18 protein-coding genes, 1 tRNA gene and 1 pseudogene are annotated in these 18,817 nt (G+C 34.3%); 13 read left to right on the plus strand and 7 right to left on the minus strand.

The window, feature by feature from the left end:
• On the minus strand, positions 1-1,391 hold a 1,391-nt coding region (locus tag AB674_RS12635; protein WP_047777114.1), incomplete at its 3' end, for a SprB repeat-containing protein.
• A 366-nt stretch (positions 1,392-1,757) separates the two neighbouring features.
• Between AB674_RS12635 and AB674_RS22575 the strand changes: the two genes are divergently transcribed.
• The gene (locus tag AB674_RS22575; RefSeq protein ID WP_047777116.1) at positions 1,758-1,910 is read left to right on the plus strand and encodes an IS6 family transposase; all 153 of its coding nucleotides are present in this window, start codon (positions 1,758-1,760) and stop codon (positions 1,908-1,910) included.
• Between the two features lie 274 nt (positions 1,911-2,184).
• Here the strand turns inward: AB674_RS22575 and AB674_RS12645 are convergent.
• From AB674_RS12645 to AB674_RS12670, 5 genes and pseudogenes are all read right to left on the minus strand, one after another.
• Positions 2,185-2,268, minus strand: a tRNA-Tyr gene (locus AB674_RS12645).
• A gap of 948 nt (positions 2,269-3,216) precedes the next feature.
• Positions 3,217-3,603: pseudogene (locus tag AB674_RS12650) on the minus strand (TlpA family protein disulfide reductase); the annotation flags it as partial.
• Positions 3,604-3,621: 18 nt separating this feature from the next.
• Positions 3,622-4,383, minus strand: a complete 762-nt coding sequence (locus AB674_RS12655) for a DUF4369 domain-containing protein (RefSeq protein WP_047777119.1) — start codon at positions 4,381-4,383, stop codon at positions 3,622-3,624.
• Positions 4,384-4,643: 260 nt separating this feature from the next.
• On the minus strand, positions 4,644-5,084 hold the full coding sequence (locus tag AB674_RS12660) for a KTSC domain-containing protein (protein ID WP_047777121.1): 441 nt from the start codon (positions 5,082-5,084) through the stop codon (positions 4,644-4,646).
• A gap of 264 nt (positions 5,085-5,348) precedes the next feature.
• Complete coding sequence (locus AB674_RS12670) at positions 5,349-5,600, minus strand: hypothetical protein (protein WP_047777125.1); 252 nt, start codon at positions 5,598-5,600, stop codon at positions 5,349-5,351.
• Positions 5,601-5,689: 89 nt separating this feature from the next.
• Here AB674_RS12670 and AB674_RS12675 point away from each other — a divergent pair, with 89 nt between their 5' ends.
• The 10 genes from AB674_RS12675 to AB674_RS12715 all read left to right on the plus strand — a co-directional run bounded on the left by AB674_RS12675 (position 5,690) and on the right by AB674_RS12715 (position 14,778).
• On the plus strand, positions 5,690-6,229 hold the full coding sequence (locus tag AB674_RS12675; RefSeq protein WP_047777127.1) for a hypothetical protein: 540 nt from the start codon (positions 5,690-5,692) through the stop codon (positions 6,227-6,229).
• On the plus strand, positions 6,229-6,372 hold the full coding sequence (locus AB674_RS22840) for a hypothetical protein (RefSeq protein ID WP_165579378.1): 144 nt from the start codon (positions 6,229-6,231) through the stop codon (positions 6,370-6,372). The genes AB674_RS12675 and AB674_RS22840 overlap by 1 nt, the downstream gene beginning before the upstream one ends.
• Before the next feature lie 161 nt (positions 6,373-6,533).
• Positions 6,534-6,767, plus strand: a complete 234-nt coding sequence (locus AB674_RS12680; protein WP_047777341.1) for a hypothetical protein — start codon at positions 6,534-6,536, stop codon at positions 6,765-6,767.
• Positions 6,739-7,137, plus strand: coding sequence for a YchJ family protein (locus tag AB674_RS12685; RefSeq protein WP_240478086.1), 399 nt, complete (start codon positions 6,739-6,741; stop codon positions 7,135-7,137). The genes AB674_RS12680 and AB674_RS12685 overlap by 29 nt, the downstream gene beginning before the upstream one ends.
• 106 nt (positions 7,138-7,243) lie before the next feature.
• Positions 7,244-8,362 carry a vWA domain-containing protein gene (locus AB674_RS12690; protein ID WP_047777132.1) on the plus strand — a complete coding sequence of 373 codons (1,119 nt, stop codon included), beginning with the start codon at positions 7,244-7,246 and terminating at the stop codon, positions 8,360-8,362.
• A 104-nt stretch (positions 8,363-8,466) separates the two neighbouring features.
• Positions 8,467-9,930 carry an AAA family ATPase gene (locus AB674_RS12695; protein WP_047777133.1) on the plus strand — a complete coding sequence of 488 codons (1,464 nt, stop codon included), beginning with the start codon at positions 8,467-8,469 and terminating at the stop codon, positions 9,928-9,930.
• Positions 9,931-10,176: 246 nt separating this feature from the next.
• Positions 10,177-10,770, plus strand: coding sequence for a 2OG-Fe(II) oxygenase (locus AB674_RS12700; RefSeq protein WP_047777135.1), 594 nt, complete (start codon positions 10,177-10,179; stop codon positions 10,768-10,770).
• A gap of 61 nt (positions 10,771-10,831) precedes the next feature.
• Positions 10,832-11,683, plus strand: a complete 852-nt coding sequence (locus AB674_RS12705; protein ID WP_047777137.1) for an EamA family transporter — start codon at positions 10,832-10,834, stop codon at positions 11,681-11,683.
• A 455-nt stretch (positions 11,684-12,138) separates the two neighbouring features.
• Positions 12,139-13,425: a Glu/Leu/Phe/Val family dehydrogenase gene (locus AB674_RS12710; RefSeq protein WP_240478087.1), complete on the plus strand. Its 1,287-nt coding sequence runs from the start codon at positions 12,139-12,141 to the stop codon at positions 13,423-13,425.
• 129 nt (positions 13,426-13,554) lie between these two features.
• Entirely contained in the window at positions 13,555-14,778 is a 1,224-nt protein-coding gene (locus AB674_RS12715; RefSeq protein ID WP_047777140.1) for a sterol desaturase family protein, read from the plus strand.
• A gap of 357 nt (positions 14,779-15,135) precedes the next feature.
• Here the strand turns inward: AB674_RS12715 and AB674_RS12720 are convergent, their stop codons facing one another.
• Positions 15,136-16,734 carry a DUF6377 domain-containing protein gene (locus AB674_RS12720; protein WP_047777342.1) on the minus strand — a complete coding sequence of 533 codons (1,599 nt, stop codon included), beginning with the start codon at positions 16,732-16,734 and terminating at the stop codon, positions 15,136-15,138.
• 449 nt (positions 16,735-17,183) lie between these two features.
• On the opposite strand from AB674_RS12720, the gene AB674_RS12725 reads away from it, so the two are divergent.
• Complete coding sequence (locus AB674_RS12725; protein WP_047777141.1) at positions 17,184-17,705, plus strand: DUF5004 domain-containing protein; 522 nt, start codon at positions 17,184-17,186, stop codon at positions 17,703-17,705.
• Between the two features lie 9 nt (positions 17,706-17,714).
• The gene (locus tag AB674_RS12730) at positions 17,715-18,797 is read left to right on the plus strand and encodes a hypothetical protein (protein WP_047777143.1); all 1,083 of its coding nucleotides are present in this window, start codon (positions 17,715-17,717) and stop codon (positions 18,795-18,797) included.
• Positions 18,798-18,817 lie beyond the last annotated feature (20 nt).

Below are 18,817 nucleotides of genomic sequence, written 5' to 3' on the forward strand. Positions count from 1 at the left end.
ACTTTTACAATGTTTGTCACATCCGTATCACAAGCGTCAGTTGCAATCGGGAATTGTGCTTGAGCATTAGCTAAACCTGCAGTATTACTACATTGTAAAGTTACATTAAGATTCGTTGGTGCTGTAGTCCAAGTAGGAGCTGTATTGTCTACAACATTTATTGTTTGACTTACTGGAAGTGAAGTGTTATTACAGGCGTCTTTTGCTGTCCACGTTCTGGTAATTGAGTACTTACCAAGGCATGATCCGGGGGTATTTACATCAACGAATGTAAGCGAGGTGACTGTCCCACTGTTATCAGTAGCTGTTGCTTGATCAAATACAGGTGTGTTTGGACAATTAATCGTTGTAGGAGAAGGTAATGGAGCGATTATCGGTTTAATTGTATCTCCATTAGTTATTGTTACAGAAAGTTGTTTTGTACAGTTGTTGCTGTCCGTAACGGTAACAGTATAGGTTCCGGAGGTAACATTTGCTAAATCTTTTGTAGTAGCACCGGTACTCCATAGATACGTATAATTAGGTGTACCACCAGCGACATTCAATGTGATAGAAGAAGTACCCCCACTGCAACCTACATTGGTATGGGTTTCACTCAACATTAGTTCAGTCGGCTCTATTATTTGAAGTGTATATGAATTTGATATGTTTTGGGAATCTATAACGGTTAATTTTGCCGTATTATTTGAAGTTGTATAAGTATAGGTTGGATTAGCTATAGTTGAATCGGGTGCCCCACCATCATTTTTGAAATCCCAAGCATAGGTATAAGGAGGTTTTCCCCCATTTGTTGTCGATGTAAAGTTAACCGTAGTATTTGTACCAACCTTACATGCTTTGTAACTGAACTGAACCGCTAAAGGTTTAGAAATAATAAATGAATTTGTAAAATCACATTGAGAATTTGAAAAACTACTACATTGATAGTTTGGCCCAGGATCATTATTACTATTCGTTTTCCAAGCTATTATTGTGTTTGTAAGGCTTAATTCGTCCCCACAAGTCCAGTTGAATGGACCATATAATAACTTTTTATTTGACCCAGGAACAATATCTCCTAATAAAACATTTAAAAAAGTGGTAGTTCCTGCAATAGTTAAATCGGAATTTAATCGTGCAAAGTGGATACTGGAATTTGAGTTGGAAGAGTAATTAAGATAAATATAAACCTGCTGTACTTGACCAATTGTGCAGGTTGTATTGGTAATGGGAACTCCATTTACATTGGAAAGACTTAGATACACATCTGTTAGCGTATAATTGTTTGATGTACAACTAAAACCACAGGTTCTTAAATCTACTTGAGAAAATGAAGAATAAATATTAAATATTAGAAGCAACGTTATGAAAACGTTTTTCAGGTTTTTAAAAAAAGAAGTAATGTTTTTCATAATCTCTTATTTTTAAAATTTGACAGGATGTACTATGAACTTTTTGCGTGTTTTTAATCAGTTTAAAGTTGATTAAAATTAAGGAGCGGTAATAAGTCGAGATTAAGATTATCTTAAAAAATTAACATATTAATTACGAGATCAAAATTATAATGTTTATTTTGATTTGATTTTCTTTATCTTTGAATTACTTAAATACTCGTTGAAAAGTAGTTTTCAACTTAATAATCGCAAAAAAAATGGTCTATTGTATTCAGAATAAGTCTTTATTTTGCAAATTATAAAATGATTTATTAAAGGATGCCAAAAAAAATCTGTCGCATTTTGGAATAACCTTTGTCTTTAGAATTTTAAACCGATCAAAAAATGAATACTGAAGGCCATTATTTTCCAAAATACATAATTCTTCAGTCAGTATATTTCAAATTAAAATTTACACTTAGTTATTGGGATGTTGAAGAAATAATGAAGATTAGAGGAGTGATTGTAGATCATGCCACGATTCAGCATTGGATTTAAAAGTTTGACTTTTGCTTGAGGCAGATATGAAGAAGAGAAAAGGTAGAGTGGAGGAGAGTTGTAGATTGGATAAGACCTATATCAAAGTAAAAGGTATTTGATGTTATTTATATATAGCGGTAGATAAATTAGGCAATACGGTAGGCTTTCTTTTGACCGGAAAAAATAGATAATGAGCGCTCAGTCATTTCTAATCCTTAAATTTTCAGATCTTCTCACAATTTTTGAGTCTCTTTGAAATAAAAAAAAGTCCTAATTTTCATTAGGACTTTTTTGGTGGGGAGAGCAGGATTCGAACCTGCGAAGTTCACACAGCAGATTTACAGTCTGCCCTCGTTGGCCGCTTGAGTATCTCCCCGAAGCTTGTTTTGTTGCGCTTTGTTGTGCTAAGCGGTTGCAAATATAGGAACGTTTTCTATGTTTACAAACAAAAACCGAACTTAATTTTAAGTTATTTTAAAGATGTTTTTTAACTCATTGGTGTTGAATAAAATAAAAAAGTATCAAACAACGATTTTTTTTACTTTGTTCCGAATATTGAAGTCATTTAGTAGAAAGCCCTAGAGTTTTTGCTCTTAAGATGTGTCTTTTTTAGTTTGAGTAGTTGTTTTTTCCGATGAAAAGTGTGAAAGTAATAAAAAGGCAAAGAGACAAAGAGATAAAGAGATAAAGAGATAAAGAGATAAAGAGATAAAGAGATAAAGAGATAAAGAGATAAAGAGATAAAGAGATAAAGAGATAAAGAGATAAAGAGATAAAGAGATAAAGAGATAAAGAGATAAAGAGATAAAGAGACAAAGCGGCAAGGTTTTGTTTAATAGCCTCCAGCTTTAGCTGGAGATAAAAAAAGGGATATAGAGAGGCTTTAGCCAAAACTATGTGTTTTCGCTTCTGAGAGGTTAGTTATTCTTCTTATGATAAAGATTTTCGACAACAACGCACAATATTTAAATTCTAGTAGAGGATTACGATTAAAGACTAAGGTACTTTGAGAACAATAGTGCTTAAGTCGCGCGCTAAGAAACAAAAATGAACAGTCTTAGTGGAAATCTACAGAAAAAGAGTTTGTATCTCTAAGAGCTAAAAACAACACCGTTTGGATAAAATTTGTAGCTTTTACGGTTAACAAGTCAAAGTAAATTGAGAGAAGACGCTCCCAGTTTAACTTGAAACCTGCAACCTGCAACCTGCAACTTGAAACCTGAAACGTGAAACTTTCAACCTGAAACAAAACCCCCAAGAAAACCCCTCACATAACAAAAAAATCTCCACTAAGGGAGATTTTTTTAAGGTATTCCGACGGCTATTATTTAGCCAAAAGTTCTAAGATTTTTGCTCTTAATTCAGGACCTCTTAAGTCTTGAGCAACTACTTTACCGGTTGCATCAAGTATAAAAGTAGCTGGAATCGATTCCACATTGTATTGTTTCGCGATTGGCTCTTCCCAGTATTTTAAGTTAGAAACCTGTGTCCATGTAAGGCCATCTTTTGCGATTGCTTCTTTCCATGCACCGGCTTCTTTGTCTAAAGAAACACCAACAATATTTAATCCTTTTGAATGTAGTTCTTTGTAAATAGCTACAACATTAGGATTTTCTTTTCTGCATGGCCCACACCAAGATGCCCAAAAGTCTACAATGGTTACTTTTCCTAAACTTTGTTTAAGCGAAATAACTTTTCCTTCCGGATTAGGCGCAGAAAAATCAGATCTTCATTTAGCGTTACCAACGGCAGGAGCTGTAGCACCAACTGCAGGCATTTTTGCTTGACCTATTTTTGTTTTGATTTCTTTACCAGGAATCGTGTTTTTTAAAGACTCATCTAAAGAGTTGTATAAAGCTTCAGCTTTTTTGATATCAGTTGATGGATCTCCTAACATACCTTGAATGATCAAAGCAGAGATGTAAGATTTTGGGTGACCTTCAGCATAAGCAACATATTTCTTTTTAGAATCTGCTTGTACTTCTGTTTGAATAGTCATGTATTGTTTCATCAAACCGTTGATAGTTGCTGTATCTTGAGCTTGTTGAGCTGCTTGCATTTTCTGAGTGTTGTTTTTCTGAAAATCAGCTAATCTTTTTTGAGTTTTAGTAAGTTCAGCATTAAATGTAGTATACTCATCATTATTGTAAGTACCTGACACTTTAGATTTGTGAATGCTGTCTTTATCAACTGCAACAAGAATTTCTCCTGTTTCTAAGATAAAAGGGATTGGATTGTTAGCTCCTTGAAGGATTAAAGTATGAAAAGCCGGTTCAGTTACTTTTCCTTTGATTTCGAATTTTCCGTTTTCAACTTTTACAGTGTCAAGAGCGACAGTCATTTTTGTTGCTGGGTCCTGACCTTGTAGGATGATCGTTTTTCCGTTTTCAATTCCTTTTGCGGTTCCTGTAATTAGGTATTCTCCGTCTTTAACTTTGCTGCATGAAATTATCGCTACAGAAGCAGTTAGTAAAAAAAGTATTTTTTTCATTATAAAAAATTAATTAGTTAATTGATTTGTGCAACAAAAGTATCTAAAAATATAAAATATAAAGAATTTTGTCGCCTAAAATTTTGTTATAGTTTTTTTAGGGTTAATTATCATGTTGTCAGGCTGTTTGTTTGTAAAAAAGAACCTGAAACTTATAATGCTATTATTATTTCAAAGTAAATAGCGCAATTTTTTATTTTAAAAACATAAAAAAAGCATCCTGTTGCCAGAATGCTTATATAGATAGTTTGTGTGTAAATCTATTCTTGATTTGTTTTCTTTCTCCAGGTAAAAGAGTTCAAAATGTGTCTTTTTGCAAATCGTCCAGGAGAATCTGCGTTTACCATTTTTACATAAGTAGCTTTAGGAACACTGATGTATTCGTAAACACTTCCGTTAGAGAAATCGATAATTAAACGTCCTTCAACAAATTTATAATCTGTAATAGAACAAGTCGAAATTGTTTCAGTGTATTCAGGTAAATTAGTTTTAATCGTTTCAGGATTAATACTTACCAAAAAGTGATAAGCTTCAATGATCGCTTTACTTTTCTCTTCTGCAGCTTTCAAACCAGCGTCATCACCTTGAAATTTATCAGGATGAGATTCTTTCATCGCATTACGATAAATTGTTTTAAGATCTTTTAATTCTGCAGTTTTGTCTACATTTAATAACTTACGGTATTCAACTATTTTTTTCATAAATAAAAGGTAACTTCTTGTCTATTAGTTTGAAATGAATATTTAATACTTCAAAACGACAATTTTTTTGCAAAGGTACACTTTTTTTTAACTTTTTAGATTTCAAGGAAAAAATATTCAGAATTTTTAAAGTTCCGGGACTTGGTTTGCAGTCGTAGTCCCAGTTTTTAGTCTCAGTCTCAGTCTCAGTTTTCAGTCTCAGTCGCAAAGACAGTTGGCGTGCAAGGAGCGACTGCGACTGAAAACTGCGACTGAAAACTCTTTTTACTTATTCTCCGGCTTGTTATTCGCCTTATCGAAGTTTTTAGATTTTTTTGGATACTTATCGTAGCTAATATCGCTTGGATTTTCGATAATCGATTTGATCGTAATCATATCACCAACAGTAAAATTAGTGTGGGCAATTTTGTAATCTAAAAGATATGCTCCACAAAAATAATTGTTGTTTTCATCTTTTTCTATAACGCCGGTATAAACTCCTTTTTGCATCATTTTATCGTGTGAGTCTTTAGACATAACTTTCTTTGTTTTTAAATTGAAGTTGCAAAGTTAATCAATATATCGTTTGGTTTAGGGAGTTCAGGACAATCTGAGTATATTTGCATATGCAAAAAAACTTTAGACCCCATCCTAATTCTTTTAAAAATACATTTTGTGTCTTTCAGGAAGTTTTACCGGATGCGATTACAGGTTTAAAAATTCAGTTCGAAAGTAAAGCCGGTAGTACCTATTATTATACCGAAAACGGAATGTACAGGATTTCGAATCATTGGGGAAGATTGGCTAACAGCAAATGGCGATTGGTAGCAATGGAGCCGGAAACAGTGTCAAAAACAAAAATAGGTTTTGCGGCCTGGAGCGAATTTCATCCTGACAATGCAATAGAAAAATTGTATTATATTCAGGCCGATTTTGATCAGAATACGGTCAATTATCAGCATAAAAACAATCCGGAGTATGATAAAAAAGCAATTTTAAGAACTAGTTTTGAAACCACAAAACGGATCAAACAAATTAGAAATCTGCAGCAATTGACTTCCTGGGCCAAACATTTTGAAGAAGATATAGACGTTTTGAGAGAGAAGATAATCACAGAATTGATTTTTACTGAAAAAACATTAGAAGAAATTAAAAGAGAAATATAATGGGACGCAACAACGAAAGGAATATCAAAAAGCACAATGACAAATTGCACAAAGCCCAAAACAAAGTGAAACAGGCTGAAATTGCGCGTAAAGAAAAGTTAAAAGAAATTATAAAAAAGTTCAACGAAGATAAGGCTACTTAGGAATAGTACGTTTGCCACGAATTTCACGAATTGTCACTAATCTTATATTCAATAGTGGGAGATATTTAATAATTGACTGAATTTTGATGGCGACTATTTTCAAAAAGTAATTCGTGATAATTCGTGAAATTCGTGGCAAAAAAATAAAACAACATAAAAAGATGAATACAAAATTCGAAGATTTAAAAACAAGTGTACAAGAGATAATTGATTTAATAGCTGCCAAACAAGAGAAGGAAGCCAATAATAAATTACTGGAAGTAAGCGAAACTCTTGACGAATTGCTTGATTTTGCAGAAGAAGATGAAGAATTAAGAGAAATTAGCAGGTACCAGGTTTTATTAAATCAACTGCATGTGAAAATCAATGGAGAAGAGCAGGTTGATGGAGAGTAAAAAATGCTTCTGTGATACTGGTTTGTCGTTTGACGATTGTTGTGGGGTATATCTTGACAAGAATCAGCAAGCACCAACCGCACTGGCTCTAATGCGTTCCAGATATTCGGCCTACGCAACTCATAATGCCGATTATCTATTAGAAACAACTTATGTTTCGGAAAGACCGTATTATTCAAAAGCCGAAATACTGAAGTGGGCGACCGCTAATAAATGGCAAAAATTAGAAATTATAAGTTTTGCCGAGACAACAGTCGAATTTAAAGCTTATTTTTTAGACAGCGAGCGTAAACCCCAAACGCATTACGAATTTTCTACTTTTAAATTCGAAAATAATAGCTGGTTTTATTTCGACGGAAAGTTTGAATAATATACTATTTCAGAGCTAATTTCGGACTATTTCCGGCATTTTTTTTAACTAAAAATTAATAAGCGTTTCGTTTTTCATAATTCTAAAAAACCGTAATTTTAGAATTATGAAAAACGAATTTAAAAAAGGTTTTTACTTTAAGACATATGAAGCGCCGTTTCAGTCTCCGTTTGAAAAGCTTTTCGGGATTTTCAAGGAGCTTATCACTCATACCTCAGGAGATTTTGATGAAGCTATAGACTGGCTTCGCGAATTGGATAAGGAATACAAACTCACCGATGAGCACTACACTATCGATGATTTTATTGAAGATCTGAAAAAGAAAGGTTATATAAAAGACGAAGCCAAAGAAGACGGTACTTCTGGTTTTGGAATAACAGCAAAAACAGAACGAGCCATCAGGCAACAAGCTTTGGATCAGATTTTCGGTAATTTGAAGCGTTCCGGTAACGGAAATCATAAAACCAAATATGCCGGTAACGGTGATGAACATACAGGCGAATTCCGTGAATTTAGTTTTGGAGACGGCCTGGAACGTATTTCTTTGACAGAAAGTTTAAGAAATGCTCAAATCAATAATGGCGTGGAAAGTTTTATGCTTACCGAAAATGATTTGGTGGTCGAAGAAACCCAATACAAAGCACAAATGAGTACCGTTCTGATGATTGATATCAGTCACAGTATGATTTTGTATGGGGAAGACCGTATTACACCGGCAAAAAAAGTAGCCATGGCATTAGCCGAATTAATCACAACACGATACCCGAAGGATACTCTCGATATTTTGGTTTTTGGAAATGATGCCTGGACGATTCCAATCAAAGATTTACCGTATTTGCAAGTTGGTCCCTACCATACCAATACTGTTGCCGGTTTGCAATTGGCGATGGATATTTTGCGTAGAAAACGAAATACCAACAAACAAATTTTCATGATTACCGACGGAAAACCGAGTTGTGTCCGTGAGCGTGATGGTTCCTATTATATGAACAGTAACGGTTTGGACGAATATATCGTAGACAAATGTTATACGCAAGCACAACAAGCCAGAAAATTACATATCCCGATTACGACCTTTATGATTGCAAATGATCCTTATTTGCAACGTTTTGTGAATCATTTCACGGAAGCCAATCAGGGTAAAGCATTTTATACCGGATTAAAAGGTCTGGGGGAAATGATTTTTGAAGATTATGAAACCAATAGAAAAAAACGGGTAAGGTAGAGACGCACGTAGAGACGCACAGCAGTGCGTCTCCACAAACAGCATTAAAGACGCACGTAGAGACGCACTGCTGTGCGTCTCCACCAAATTTTTAAATAAATAATATGAAAATAGAAAACATAAATACATTAGGTCAATTACAAACATCAGGATATAAAACCAAATCGATCAAAGACGAATTGAGAGAAAATCTTAGAGAAAAAATTAAATCAGGACAACCTGTTTTTGAAGGGGTTCATGGTTTTGAAAATACCGTAATTCCAGAGTTGGAACGCGCTATTTTGTCCCGTCATAATATTAATTTATTAGGCCTTCGTGGTCAGGCTAAAACCAGATTAGCGCGTAAAATGATCGAATTGTTAGACGAATATATTCCGTTTGTCTCCGGTTCTGAAATAAATGATGATCCTTTAAATCCGATTTCCCGTTTCGCAAAAGATCTTATTTTGGAGAAAGGAGAAGACACGCCAATTTCGTGGTTGCACAGAAGCGATCGCTTTTTTGAAAAACTGGCCACTCCGGATGTTACTGTTGCTGATTTAATAGGTGATGTTGATCCGATAAAAGCGGCCAATTTAAAGTTATCTTATGCAGACGACCGCGTGATCCATTTTGGAATGATTCCGAGAGCAAATCGTTGTATTTTTGTAATTAACGAATTGCCTGATTTACAAGCCAGGATTCAGGTGGCTTTGTTTAATATTTTACAGGAAGGTGATATTCAGATTAGAGGTTTTAAGTTGAGAATGCCGCTAGATATGCAGTTTGTTTTTACTGCAAATCCGGAAGATTATACCAATAGAGGAAGTATTGTTACACCACTTAAAGACAGAATAGGTTCTCAAATTTTAACGCATTATCCGGAAACGGTAGAAATTGCCAGAACAATTACTGAGCAAGAAGCCAAATTAGACGAAAATCAAAGTGAAATTGTCTATGTACCAAGTCTGGCAAAAGACATTCTGGAACAAATAAGTTTTGAAGCACGTGATAGCGAATACATTGACAATAAAAGTGGTGTAAGTGCCAGAATGAGTATAACAGCATTTGAGAATTTGATCAGTACCGCAGAACGTCGTGCTTTGATTGCAGGAGTTGATAAAACGACCTTGCGTTTGTCAGATTTTATTGGAGTGATTCCATCTATTACCGGAAAAGTAGAGTTGGTTTACGAAGGAGAGCAGGAGGGAGCTGCCGCTGTCGCTCAAAATCTGATAGGATTAGCCGTTCGTACTTTGTTTTCGCAACTTTTTCCTAAGATTGAAAAACTCGAAAAACCGGATGAAAAAACTCCGTATTCCGATATTATTGATTGGTTTTTTGCAGAGAGCGGATTTGAACTGTTAGACGATTGTTCAGATGCAGACTATCAAGGGATATTAGATGAAGTAATTCCTTTAGAGACTCTGGTAAAAAAATACCATCCGCAATTGGATAAAAAAGACAGGTATTTTGTGAAAGAATTTGTTTTATGGGGATTGGTAGAATATCGAAAACTAAGTAAAGATCGCTTCGCAAAAGGACACCAGTTTAAAGATATATACGGAAGTTATATTAGTAAATTTTAAATAATTAAAAAACAAACCCGACAGGTTTTTAAAACCTGTCGGGTTTAATACATAAGTCATATCAGAAAAATTTAATTTTAAAAATAATAACAAACCTGAAAGATTTCAAAACCTGTTGATTTTGTAAAAAAACCGATCGCTATTTAAAGGCCATCGGTTTTTTTATTTTGAAAATAAAGGCTTTACTAGTTTAAAATCATCTACCTTGTTCCGTTGGCTGTAATTGCAGTCTTTCCTAAAAATAAAATGGAAGATAGTTTTGAAGATTTAATTGCTTCGTATATTGAGAATAATGTTGGAATAGCGGAAGATTTTTTGAGTCCTGTATTAGCAAATCAGTTAAAACAAAATTTACTCGATTTAAATCAAAATAAAATGTTGTTAGCTGCCGGAATTGGAAATCATGAGAGACCAGCATATGATGATGCCATAAGAAGTGATTCGATTTACTGGCTGGATAAAAAACATAATAATGTTTTTGAAAATGAATTTTTCGCCAAGATTGACGCTTTTATACTTTATTTAAATGAAAGTTGTTATGCAGGAATTACCGGTTACGAATTTCATTATGCTTTATACGAAAAAGGAGATTTTTATCTCAAACACTTAGATCAGTTTAAAAATAATCCGAGCCGAAAGTATTCAATGATTTGTTATCTGAACGGCAATTGGCAGGAAGCTGATGGTGGAGAATTGTTAATTCATCAAGTAAACAATAATCAGAAAATTGCGCCGACACAAGGTAAAACTGTTTTCTTTAAAAGTGATGAATTGATACATGAAGTTTTGGTAACTCAGAATACGCGGATGAGTATTACGGGTTGGCTAAAGAGCGATTAATATTCTTTTTTGGAAGTTATAATAAGGATTAACGTTATTTTTGTCTGCAAAATCAAATAGTATGTTATTCCTTATTCTAAGTATATTTTGCAGTGTAATTGTTGGTGTTATTTTTAAAATCACACGAAAATATGCGGCCAATCCAACTCAGATTGTAGCTTTTAATTATGTATTTGCGTTATCACTTTGTTATTTTACATTTAGTCCCGATCTAAGTGCGGTAAATTCAGCTGCACCTTGGGGAATTTACTTTTTAATTGGAGTTCTGTTGCCGGTAATTTTTCTTTTCCTGGTGGCTTCAATCCGACATATGGGAATTGTAAAAACGGATACTGCACAACGATTATCACTGTTTATTCCGATTCTTGCTGCTTGGTTTATTTTTAAGGAAGAATTTAATACCTATAAAGTTGTAGGACTTATAATAGGCTTTTTGGCACTTTTGCTAATCTTAAAAAAGCAAGCTGAAAATACGGAGAACAAATGGATTTATCCTGCTGTTGTTTTACTTGGTTTTGGTGTTATCGATATTCTTTTTAAGCAAATAGCATTATACACAACTTTACCTTATACGACTTCTTTATTTGTTGTTTTTGTTATTGCATTGGTTGTTGCTCTGAGTATTGTTGGTTATGAAGTAGTCGTAAAAAGAGGAAAATTGGAATCTAAAAACATTCTTTTTGGAGCATTGGTTGGTCTTTTTAATTTCGGAAATATTTTGTTTTACTTGAAAGCACATCAAGCTTTTTCAGACAATCCTTCTACCGTTTTTGCCGGAATGAATATGGGCGTTATAATCCTGGGAAGCCTTATTGGTTTACTTTTTTTCAAAGAAAAATTATCGAAAATCAACTTTGTGGGGATCATTTTAGCATTAATTGCCATCATTTTGATTGTTATGTCGCAATTTTAGTTGTTTTTCTAATATTGTAATCGCTTTATTTACAATGGTTTTTGTACTATTTTTCATTTTATTTGAAATTAATTCTACTAATTCTATAGAATATAAGAAGTAATTTATAAATTTGCAATAACAATGAAAAACTCTAGTCCAAATAATAGTCAGTTTATGTGCAGCTTAATGATGTGTTGCATGATGAATTGTGTTATGATATGGCGTTAATAGAAGATCTACTTGTTATTTTTTTTTTTTAGCCTTTCACGCACCATGAAAGGCTTTTTTTTAGAATTATTAAAAAATAAAATATGAGACCGAATCGAAACAGAAATACAATGATGCAGTGCTGTCTGATAAAAATTCCATGCAGCAGTTGCAATCTTAACTAAACAGAGTAGTAAAAGAAATCACTTTCTGACTTTGAACACTTAAAGCAGGAAAGCATAACCCAAATAAAAAGATAAATAGCTATGAGCACAGAAATAATTAAACAGAATCCCTTTCAATCTATGATTGATCGATTTAATATTGCGGCCGATATTCTTAATTTAGAAGAATCGATCAGACAAAAATTGCAACGTCCGGAAAAGCAGATTGTTGTAAACTTTTCTATAGTTTTAGACAATGGAGAAGTCCAAAATTTTGAAGGTTATCGTGTAATTCACAATACAGCCTTAGGTCCGTCAAAAGGAGGAATACGTTATGATACCGCTGTAAACCTTGATGAAGTAAAGGCATTGGCAGCTTGGATGACCTGGAAATCTGCTGTAACGGGAATTCCGTTTGGAGGTGCTAAAGGCGGAATCATTTGTGATCCGAGAAAACATTCTAAAACAGAATTAGAGAAAATAACCAGAGCTTATACCAAAGCCCTATCCGATATTTTTGGACCTGAAAAAGACGTTCCCGCACCCGACATGGGAACCGGTCCGGACGAAATGGGCTGGCTGATGGATGAATTTTCGCTGGTACACGGCAAAACAACTCATGCTGTAGTTACTGGAAAACATTTGCATTCCGGAGGTTCATTGGGTAGAGTAGAAGCAACCGGACGAGGCGTTAGTATCATTAGTTTACTGGCACTTCAGACGTTAAAAATAAGACCCGCAAGAGCAAGTGCAGCAATTCAGGGTTTTGGAAATGTGGGTTTGCATTCGGCTTTGTTTTTATTCGAAAAAGGATTGAAAATAGTAGCGGTTAGTGATGTTTCAGAAGCTTTTTACAATCCGGATGGGATCAATATTCCCGAGCTTATTTTGTATTATAATTTAAACAATAAAAGCATAAAAGGGTATCCGAATTCAGTTGTGATTCAACACGAAGAGTTGTTGCTTTTGGATGTTGATGTCTTGATTCCGGCGGCAAAAGAAGACGTGATAACACAAAAAAATGCCAACGACATTCGTGCTAAAATTATAGTAGAGGGCGCAAATGGCCCGGTTTCTTCCGATGCGGATAAAATTTTGCATGACAATAATGTTTTGGTTGTTCCGGATATTCTGGCCAACGCCGGTGGGGTTACCGTTTCGTATTTTGAATGGCTTCAGAATTCACTTTCAGAATCATGGAGAATGCATCAGATTAATACCCGTCTGGAGGTAATATTAGAGAAGAGTTTTGATACTGTTTTCAGAACAGCAAAGAAACACAACGTTACGCCACGTATTGCGGCTTATATTCTTGCCTTGCAAAAAGTAGCCGTAACGCAGTCGGTTAAAGAAGTTGCGTTGGATGCTTTGAAATATAAACAAAATTAAAAATTCGCTCTAAAATCAGCGTAAGATCATTTTCATCAATCGATGCCATTCTGTAGCTGGATGTTGCATGGATTGGTGAAAATATTTTCTTTTTGAATTATTTATAAATGCAGTAAAGTAATTTTTAAAATGGAACATATTAATTTTCTTGCCTTCGCAATGCCTGCCTTTTTCCTTTTTTTATTTATTGAATATAAAATAGTGCAGCGAAAAAAAAGACCGGAAATTTTCAATTATGAAAGCTCAGTTTCGAATATTAGTATTGGTATAGCCGAAAGATTAATCAATTTATTTATTGCGGCAAGTTTTTACCAATTATACGATTATATCTACGATCACTATCGCATTTTTGATATCCCGTCAACTATTTTGGTTTGGTTCGGTTTAATTCTCGCAACCGATTTTGTATGGTATTGGTACCATCGATTAGGACATGAAGTCAATTTTTTCTGGGCGGCGCACATTGTGCATCATCACAGCGAAGAGTTTAATTTTACTGCAGCGGCGAGAATTACAACTTTTCAGGCCATTATCAGAACCGGATTTTGGTGTGTGCTTCCTTTTATAGGTTTTCGTCCTAAAATGGTCATTACGATGTTAATTGTTCATGGTGCCTATTCGTTTTTCACCCATACACAGCTTATTGGAAAGATAAAATGGCTAGAGTATATTTTTGTGACACCTTCCGTACATGGGGTTCATCATGCCTCTGATGAGAAATATTTAGATAAAAACTACGGAGATATGTTCACCTTTTGGGACCATCTTTTCGGCACTTTCCAAACCGAAGAAGAGAAACCAAAATACGGATTAACACATCCACTCAAAAGCTATAGTTTTTTGTGGCAGCATTTTCACTACTATTTTGAAATTTACGAATTATGGAAACGTTCAAAAGGATTCAAAGAAAAGTGGAAAGCTGTGTTCGGAAGTCCGGCTCATATGGATCAAGACATACGTCCAATCTTAGAAAAACGGTTTCTGCAGGACAAAGCCAATCCCAATCAGCGACTTCGGTTTAAGAATTATCTGTACATTCAATTAGGAGTTTCAACTTTGATTCTGACTGCTTTTACGTATTATTTTGAGTTCTTAAGCGCCTTCGATAAGGTTTTTGTGTTGTTCTTTATATTGATTACGTTAGTGAATTGCGGTGCTTTATTAGAACAAAGAAAGTGGATTTATTATCTCGAGTATGCCAGGATCTATATGGTTGCGGTCTATTTTTTATATGAGAAAAACTTAACTTCTTTTTTCTTTATTCCTTTAGCAATAATGATTTTTGCTGAGCAATTATTCTCACTTAGCAAGCGTTATCAGAATGTTGTTCTTCAGTTAGAAACTTCGGAATAGTTTTTTGTCGCCACGAATTTCATGAATCTATGCGAATTAATTTGTGCGAATTCGTGGCTTTTTTTTTGCCACAGATTAAATGATTTTTTAATCTGTGCGAATCGGTATAATCTGTGGCATTTATTCGCGTTTAGTTTTCGTTTCCACGAATTAATTATCAATCGTCTCCCTATTTGTTCATTTCGAGCGAAGTCGAGAAATCACACTCGCAAATCAACAAAGATTGGCGTTTTTTTATGCAGAATTTCTGTCGTGATTTCTAGTACCGAAATGACAAGATAGTAGGCTCAAACCTCTGCAACTTTGCTCCTGAAAACTCAGAATCTCAGAATCTCAGAACCTCAGAACCTCAGTAACTCAGATAGTCTTAATCGCCATAATTTTCTCTTCAAAAGTATCCTTGAAGTCTGATTTACTTTTGATTCTGGTTTTGTACGTGTAGATTGTAGCTACAGAAAGCTCCAGGAATTCTGCCATCTGACTGCTGTCCTGAATTCCCAGTCGGTATAAAGCAAAAATTCGGAGTTCGGTATTCAGAAGCTCTCCTTTTTTTACAATCGATTTATGATCATTTGGAAATAAATGATTAAAATCGGTTACAAAAGTGGGGAACAATTTCAGGAAGATTTCATCAAACTGGTGGAATAAATTCTCGCGCTCTTCCTTTACATTATAACGCTTTAAACTCGCGATGACTTCATCTGTTTTTTTGGTAATGATTTTATGAAGTGTGCTTTTCTGGATATGGTCTATTTTATTGATGAAAGCTGAGGTTGCTTTAATAAAATAAGTGATATATTCCTCTTTAATCGCATTGGCTTCACTCAGGCTGATATTCATTTCCTGCAATTTACTATAGGAGTCAGCCATTATTTTTCTCGCCTTATTTCTTTCTTTTAATTGTTTGAAAATAATAATCGAAAATAAAATGATAATCACAGTAAGTATCGTTAGAAGGATAATGATTCTTTCCAGTTTATCATTTTTTTCTTTGACATTATTGAGTTGTGCTTTTTCAATTATGGGGAGGATCATTGAAATCTCAATTTTGCGATGTCTGGCATTGTAAAAAGTAGCATCATCCATGGCAATGTTAATGTACTCGTTTGCTTTGTCCAGATAACCCATTTTAAAGAGTTCGTTGGCTAAATTACGGAGTGCCACGGTTTCCTTTGTCGCATTTTTAACATCGGCAATGGCAGCAAGTGCGAGATATTGAACAGCTTTTTTTGTATACCCTCTTTCTGAATAAATATAACCAAGACTTGAAGTAGCAATTCCATAATAATCAGGTGGCAGATCATAATTATTGATCCAATAACTAAAGGCAAATTCAGCACCACGCCAATCTTGTTGTTTTAATCGTTTTAGACTTTCTGCGCTCCAGTACTCGTTGGTATTGGTTGCGGTGAGTTCTAGAGCCTTTCTTAAAAAATGATTTCCCTGCTGTGTATAATGAATGCTATAACGCTGATCGTGGTTGTAATCCGATAGGTCGTAGTAAGCACGGGCTTTTATATTGTAATATTCAATTTTGTCTTTGAGATCCAGTTTTTTGTCATCAATAACATTTAGCGTATCAATTGCTTCTTTGAATAAACCGGAAGAAAGTAATACGAAACCTTCCTTAACACGGCTTTTAGCGAGGTATTTTGGATTTTTTAAAACAATGGCTTTAATCTTGGCTTCTTCTAAATAATAATAAGCAGAATCATATTTAAAAGATTTGTATGCATCAAACAACGCCATATAACCGTTATAAAGCCCCTCATTGTTTTGATTCAATGTGAATTTGGATATATTCTTTTTTAATACCCCAATTTTTTGATATTTCTTTTTGAGGTATACTTCTTTTTTTAGAAGGACTTTATCTAATTCTTCGAGGACGGGATTGGTCTCTTTCGCAGTGAGAGAAAAACCTGCAATGAAAAAATATAGAATTAGTATTCTTTGCATGGTCATGTTTTGATTTAGGGTAAAATTAGTTTTTTGGGTTGGTGGTGTTAATTCAGTTTTACTTTTAAATAAGTTGGAGCATTTAGGTGCAGTAATTCTTCAAAAGTTAACAAATTTAGACGTAACACATTTAAAAACAGCTTGTAAATGTTAAAACTAGTCTAATAATTTACAATTATACAATAAAAAGCAATTATATATAGGTATAGTGAAAAAATTATAGACTTTAATTTTCATATTGTCATTTAGATGCCGTTTTTAATCTAAACAAAGTCTTGATTTTTATAAAATTACAATTTTTGTAAGTGTTTAGTTTTTAATTAGTTGTGTTGTTTTTAACTCAATTTTCATCTTGATTTTTCTCAGATATTTTTTTTAAGATTTATTTAACTTCTAGCTTCGCTCTGTCCTTTTCGGATAAAAAAAACTAACAATCAAACCACAAATTTATGAAATGTAAAAGTATGTATTGGTTGGCTGTCGTGATAAGTTTACTAGCCATTGGCTGTGATACTATTGAAGACGGAAGCCATGTTGATCCGATTACCATTTATGAAAAAGTAAATGGCAATTGGGAATTAACAAACCTGAAAATGGTTGACGAATTTGCAAAGGCAAATAAAGTCGAACCAAGTGAAGAAAACTTGAGTACTTATTTTAATTACGAGGATTTTAAAATCAAATTCAACGTAGACGAAAAAAACAGACCTACAAGTTATGAGGTTACAGGTGATGTTCCCGCATTATTTGCTCCAAAAGGGTATTGGGCATTAAGCTCCGATTTTCAGCAGACGAATGCCAGTGCAGTCAGAATCCTTTTGTACAGTGATGCTCAAAAAACTCAAAAAACAGATGAACTCCGTGTGACTTCGGTTCCGGGTAAAAACAAGGAGATGCAACTACAGTTAATGCGTACTTCGGGTGGAGTTGATTTTGTGTCTTATGTCTTTAAATTGAATGCTATTAATTAAGAAAGGAATATGAAAAAAGTTATATATACAATTTTACTTGCCCTGTTCTTGGCTCCTGGTTTTGTTCAGGCGCAAGAAGCGGCAGGTGCTGTGGGACCGACGTCATCATTTCCGGTAGTGTACAAGTATGATGAAAAAGTGACGTGGTATTTTGATCTTTCAGGAACCACATTTACAGAAACGGAAGATCTTTATATGTGGATTTGGTCGCCTTCTGAACCTGATGCAGGGAATTTTGAAAATTCATCTGATTTTGCAAAACTGAAATATGAAGGAAACAAAATTTGGAGTTTCACTTTAACACCGACCGTTTATTTTTCTAAAACTCCGGAAGAAATTGCAGCAAGTGCAGGATTCTGGTTTCGTATAAAAAACAAAAACGGATCAAAACAAAGTGATGTTGCCAGCATTGCCTACACCGATTTCTCTTCATTTTATACCGCTAATGAGCTAATCAGATCGTATCCTTTAAAACCGACAATCGATAAACCGGTAAGTATTTTATTTAATTCCAATTTAAAAGATGGTTTTGCGGGTGTTCCGAGTGTACATTTCCATAGCGGTTTAAATAATTGGGCCGTTTCACAAGAGTATCAAGCCTGGCTTCCGGAGGTATCTGAAAAAACAAAATTGAAAGATTTAGGAAATGGTTTTTACAGAATGGATTTGATACCGCAGGAATATTATCATACAGAACCGGGTTTTGTCATGGAAAACATTACGTTTCTAATGGTAGCAAAAGATTGGTCTACGAATTCCGGTGATCAGATTATTTATGCAGGCGAATTTGTTCCACCACCACCACCGGTTTTCAGATTTTTTCCTTCGCAAATCAGTCAAAAGGATTTTCTGGGAATGTCTCGTAAAAACAATGAAGTGGGCGTAAACAAATTGACGTACACTATTACGGCCGGCAGTAAAATAATTTCTGGTGAATTTTCGGGAGGAACAGCAGAGATTAAAGGATTTGTCAATTTAGTTTCTGAGTTAAACGGAGTTCCGAATTTAACTGAAATTCATGTCTTAGTAAAGGATAACAAAGACAAAACAATTTCAGATACTTCGATTCCCCTTAAAACTTTAGACAAATAATTCACTATCAAATTAAAACA

It is taken from the genome of Flavobacterium sp. ABG (assembly GCF_001027725.1).
In the GTDB taxonomy this organism is placed as follows: domain Bacteria; phylum Bacteroidota; class Bacteroidia; order Flavobacteriales; family Flavobacteriaceae; genus Flavobacterium; species Flavobacterium cupriresistens.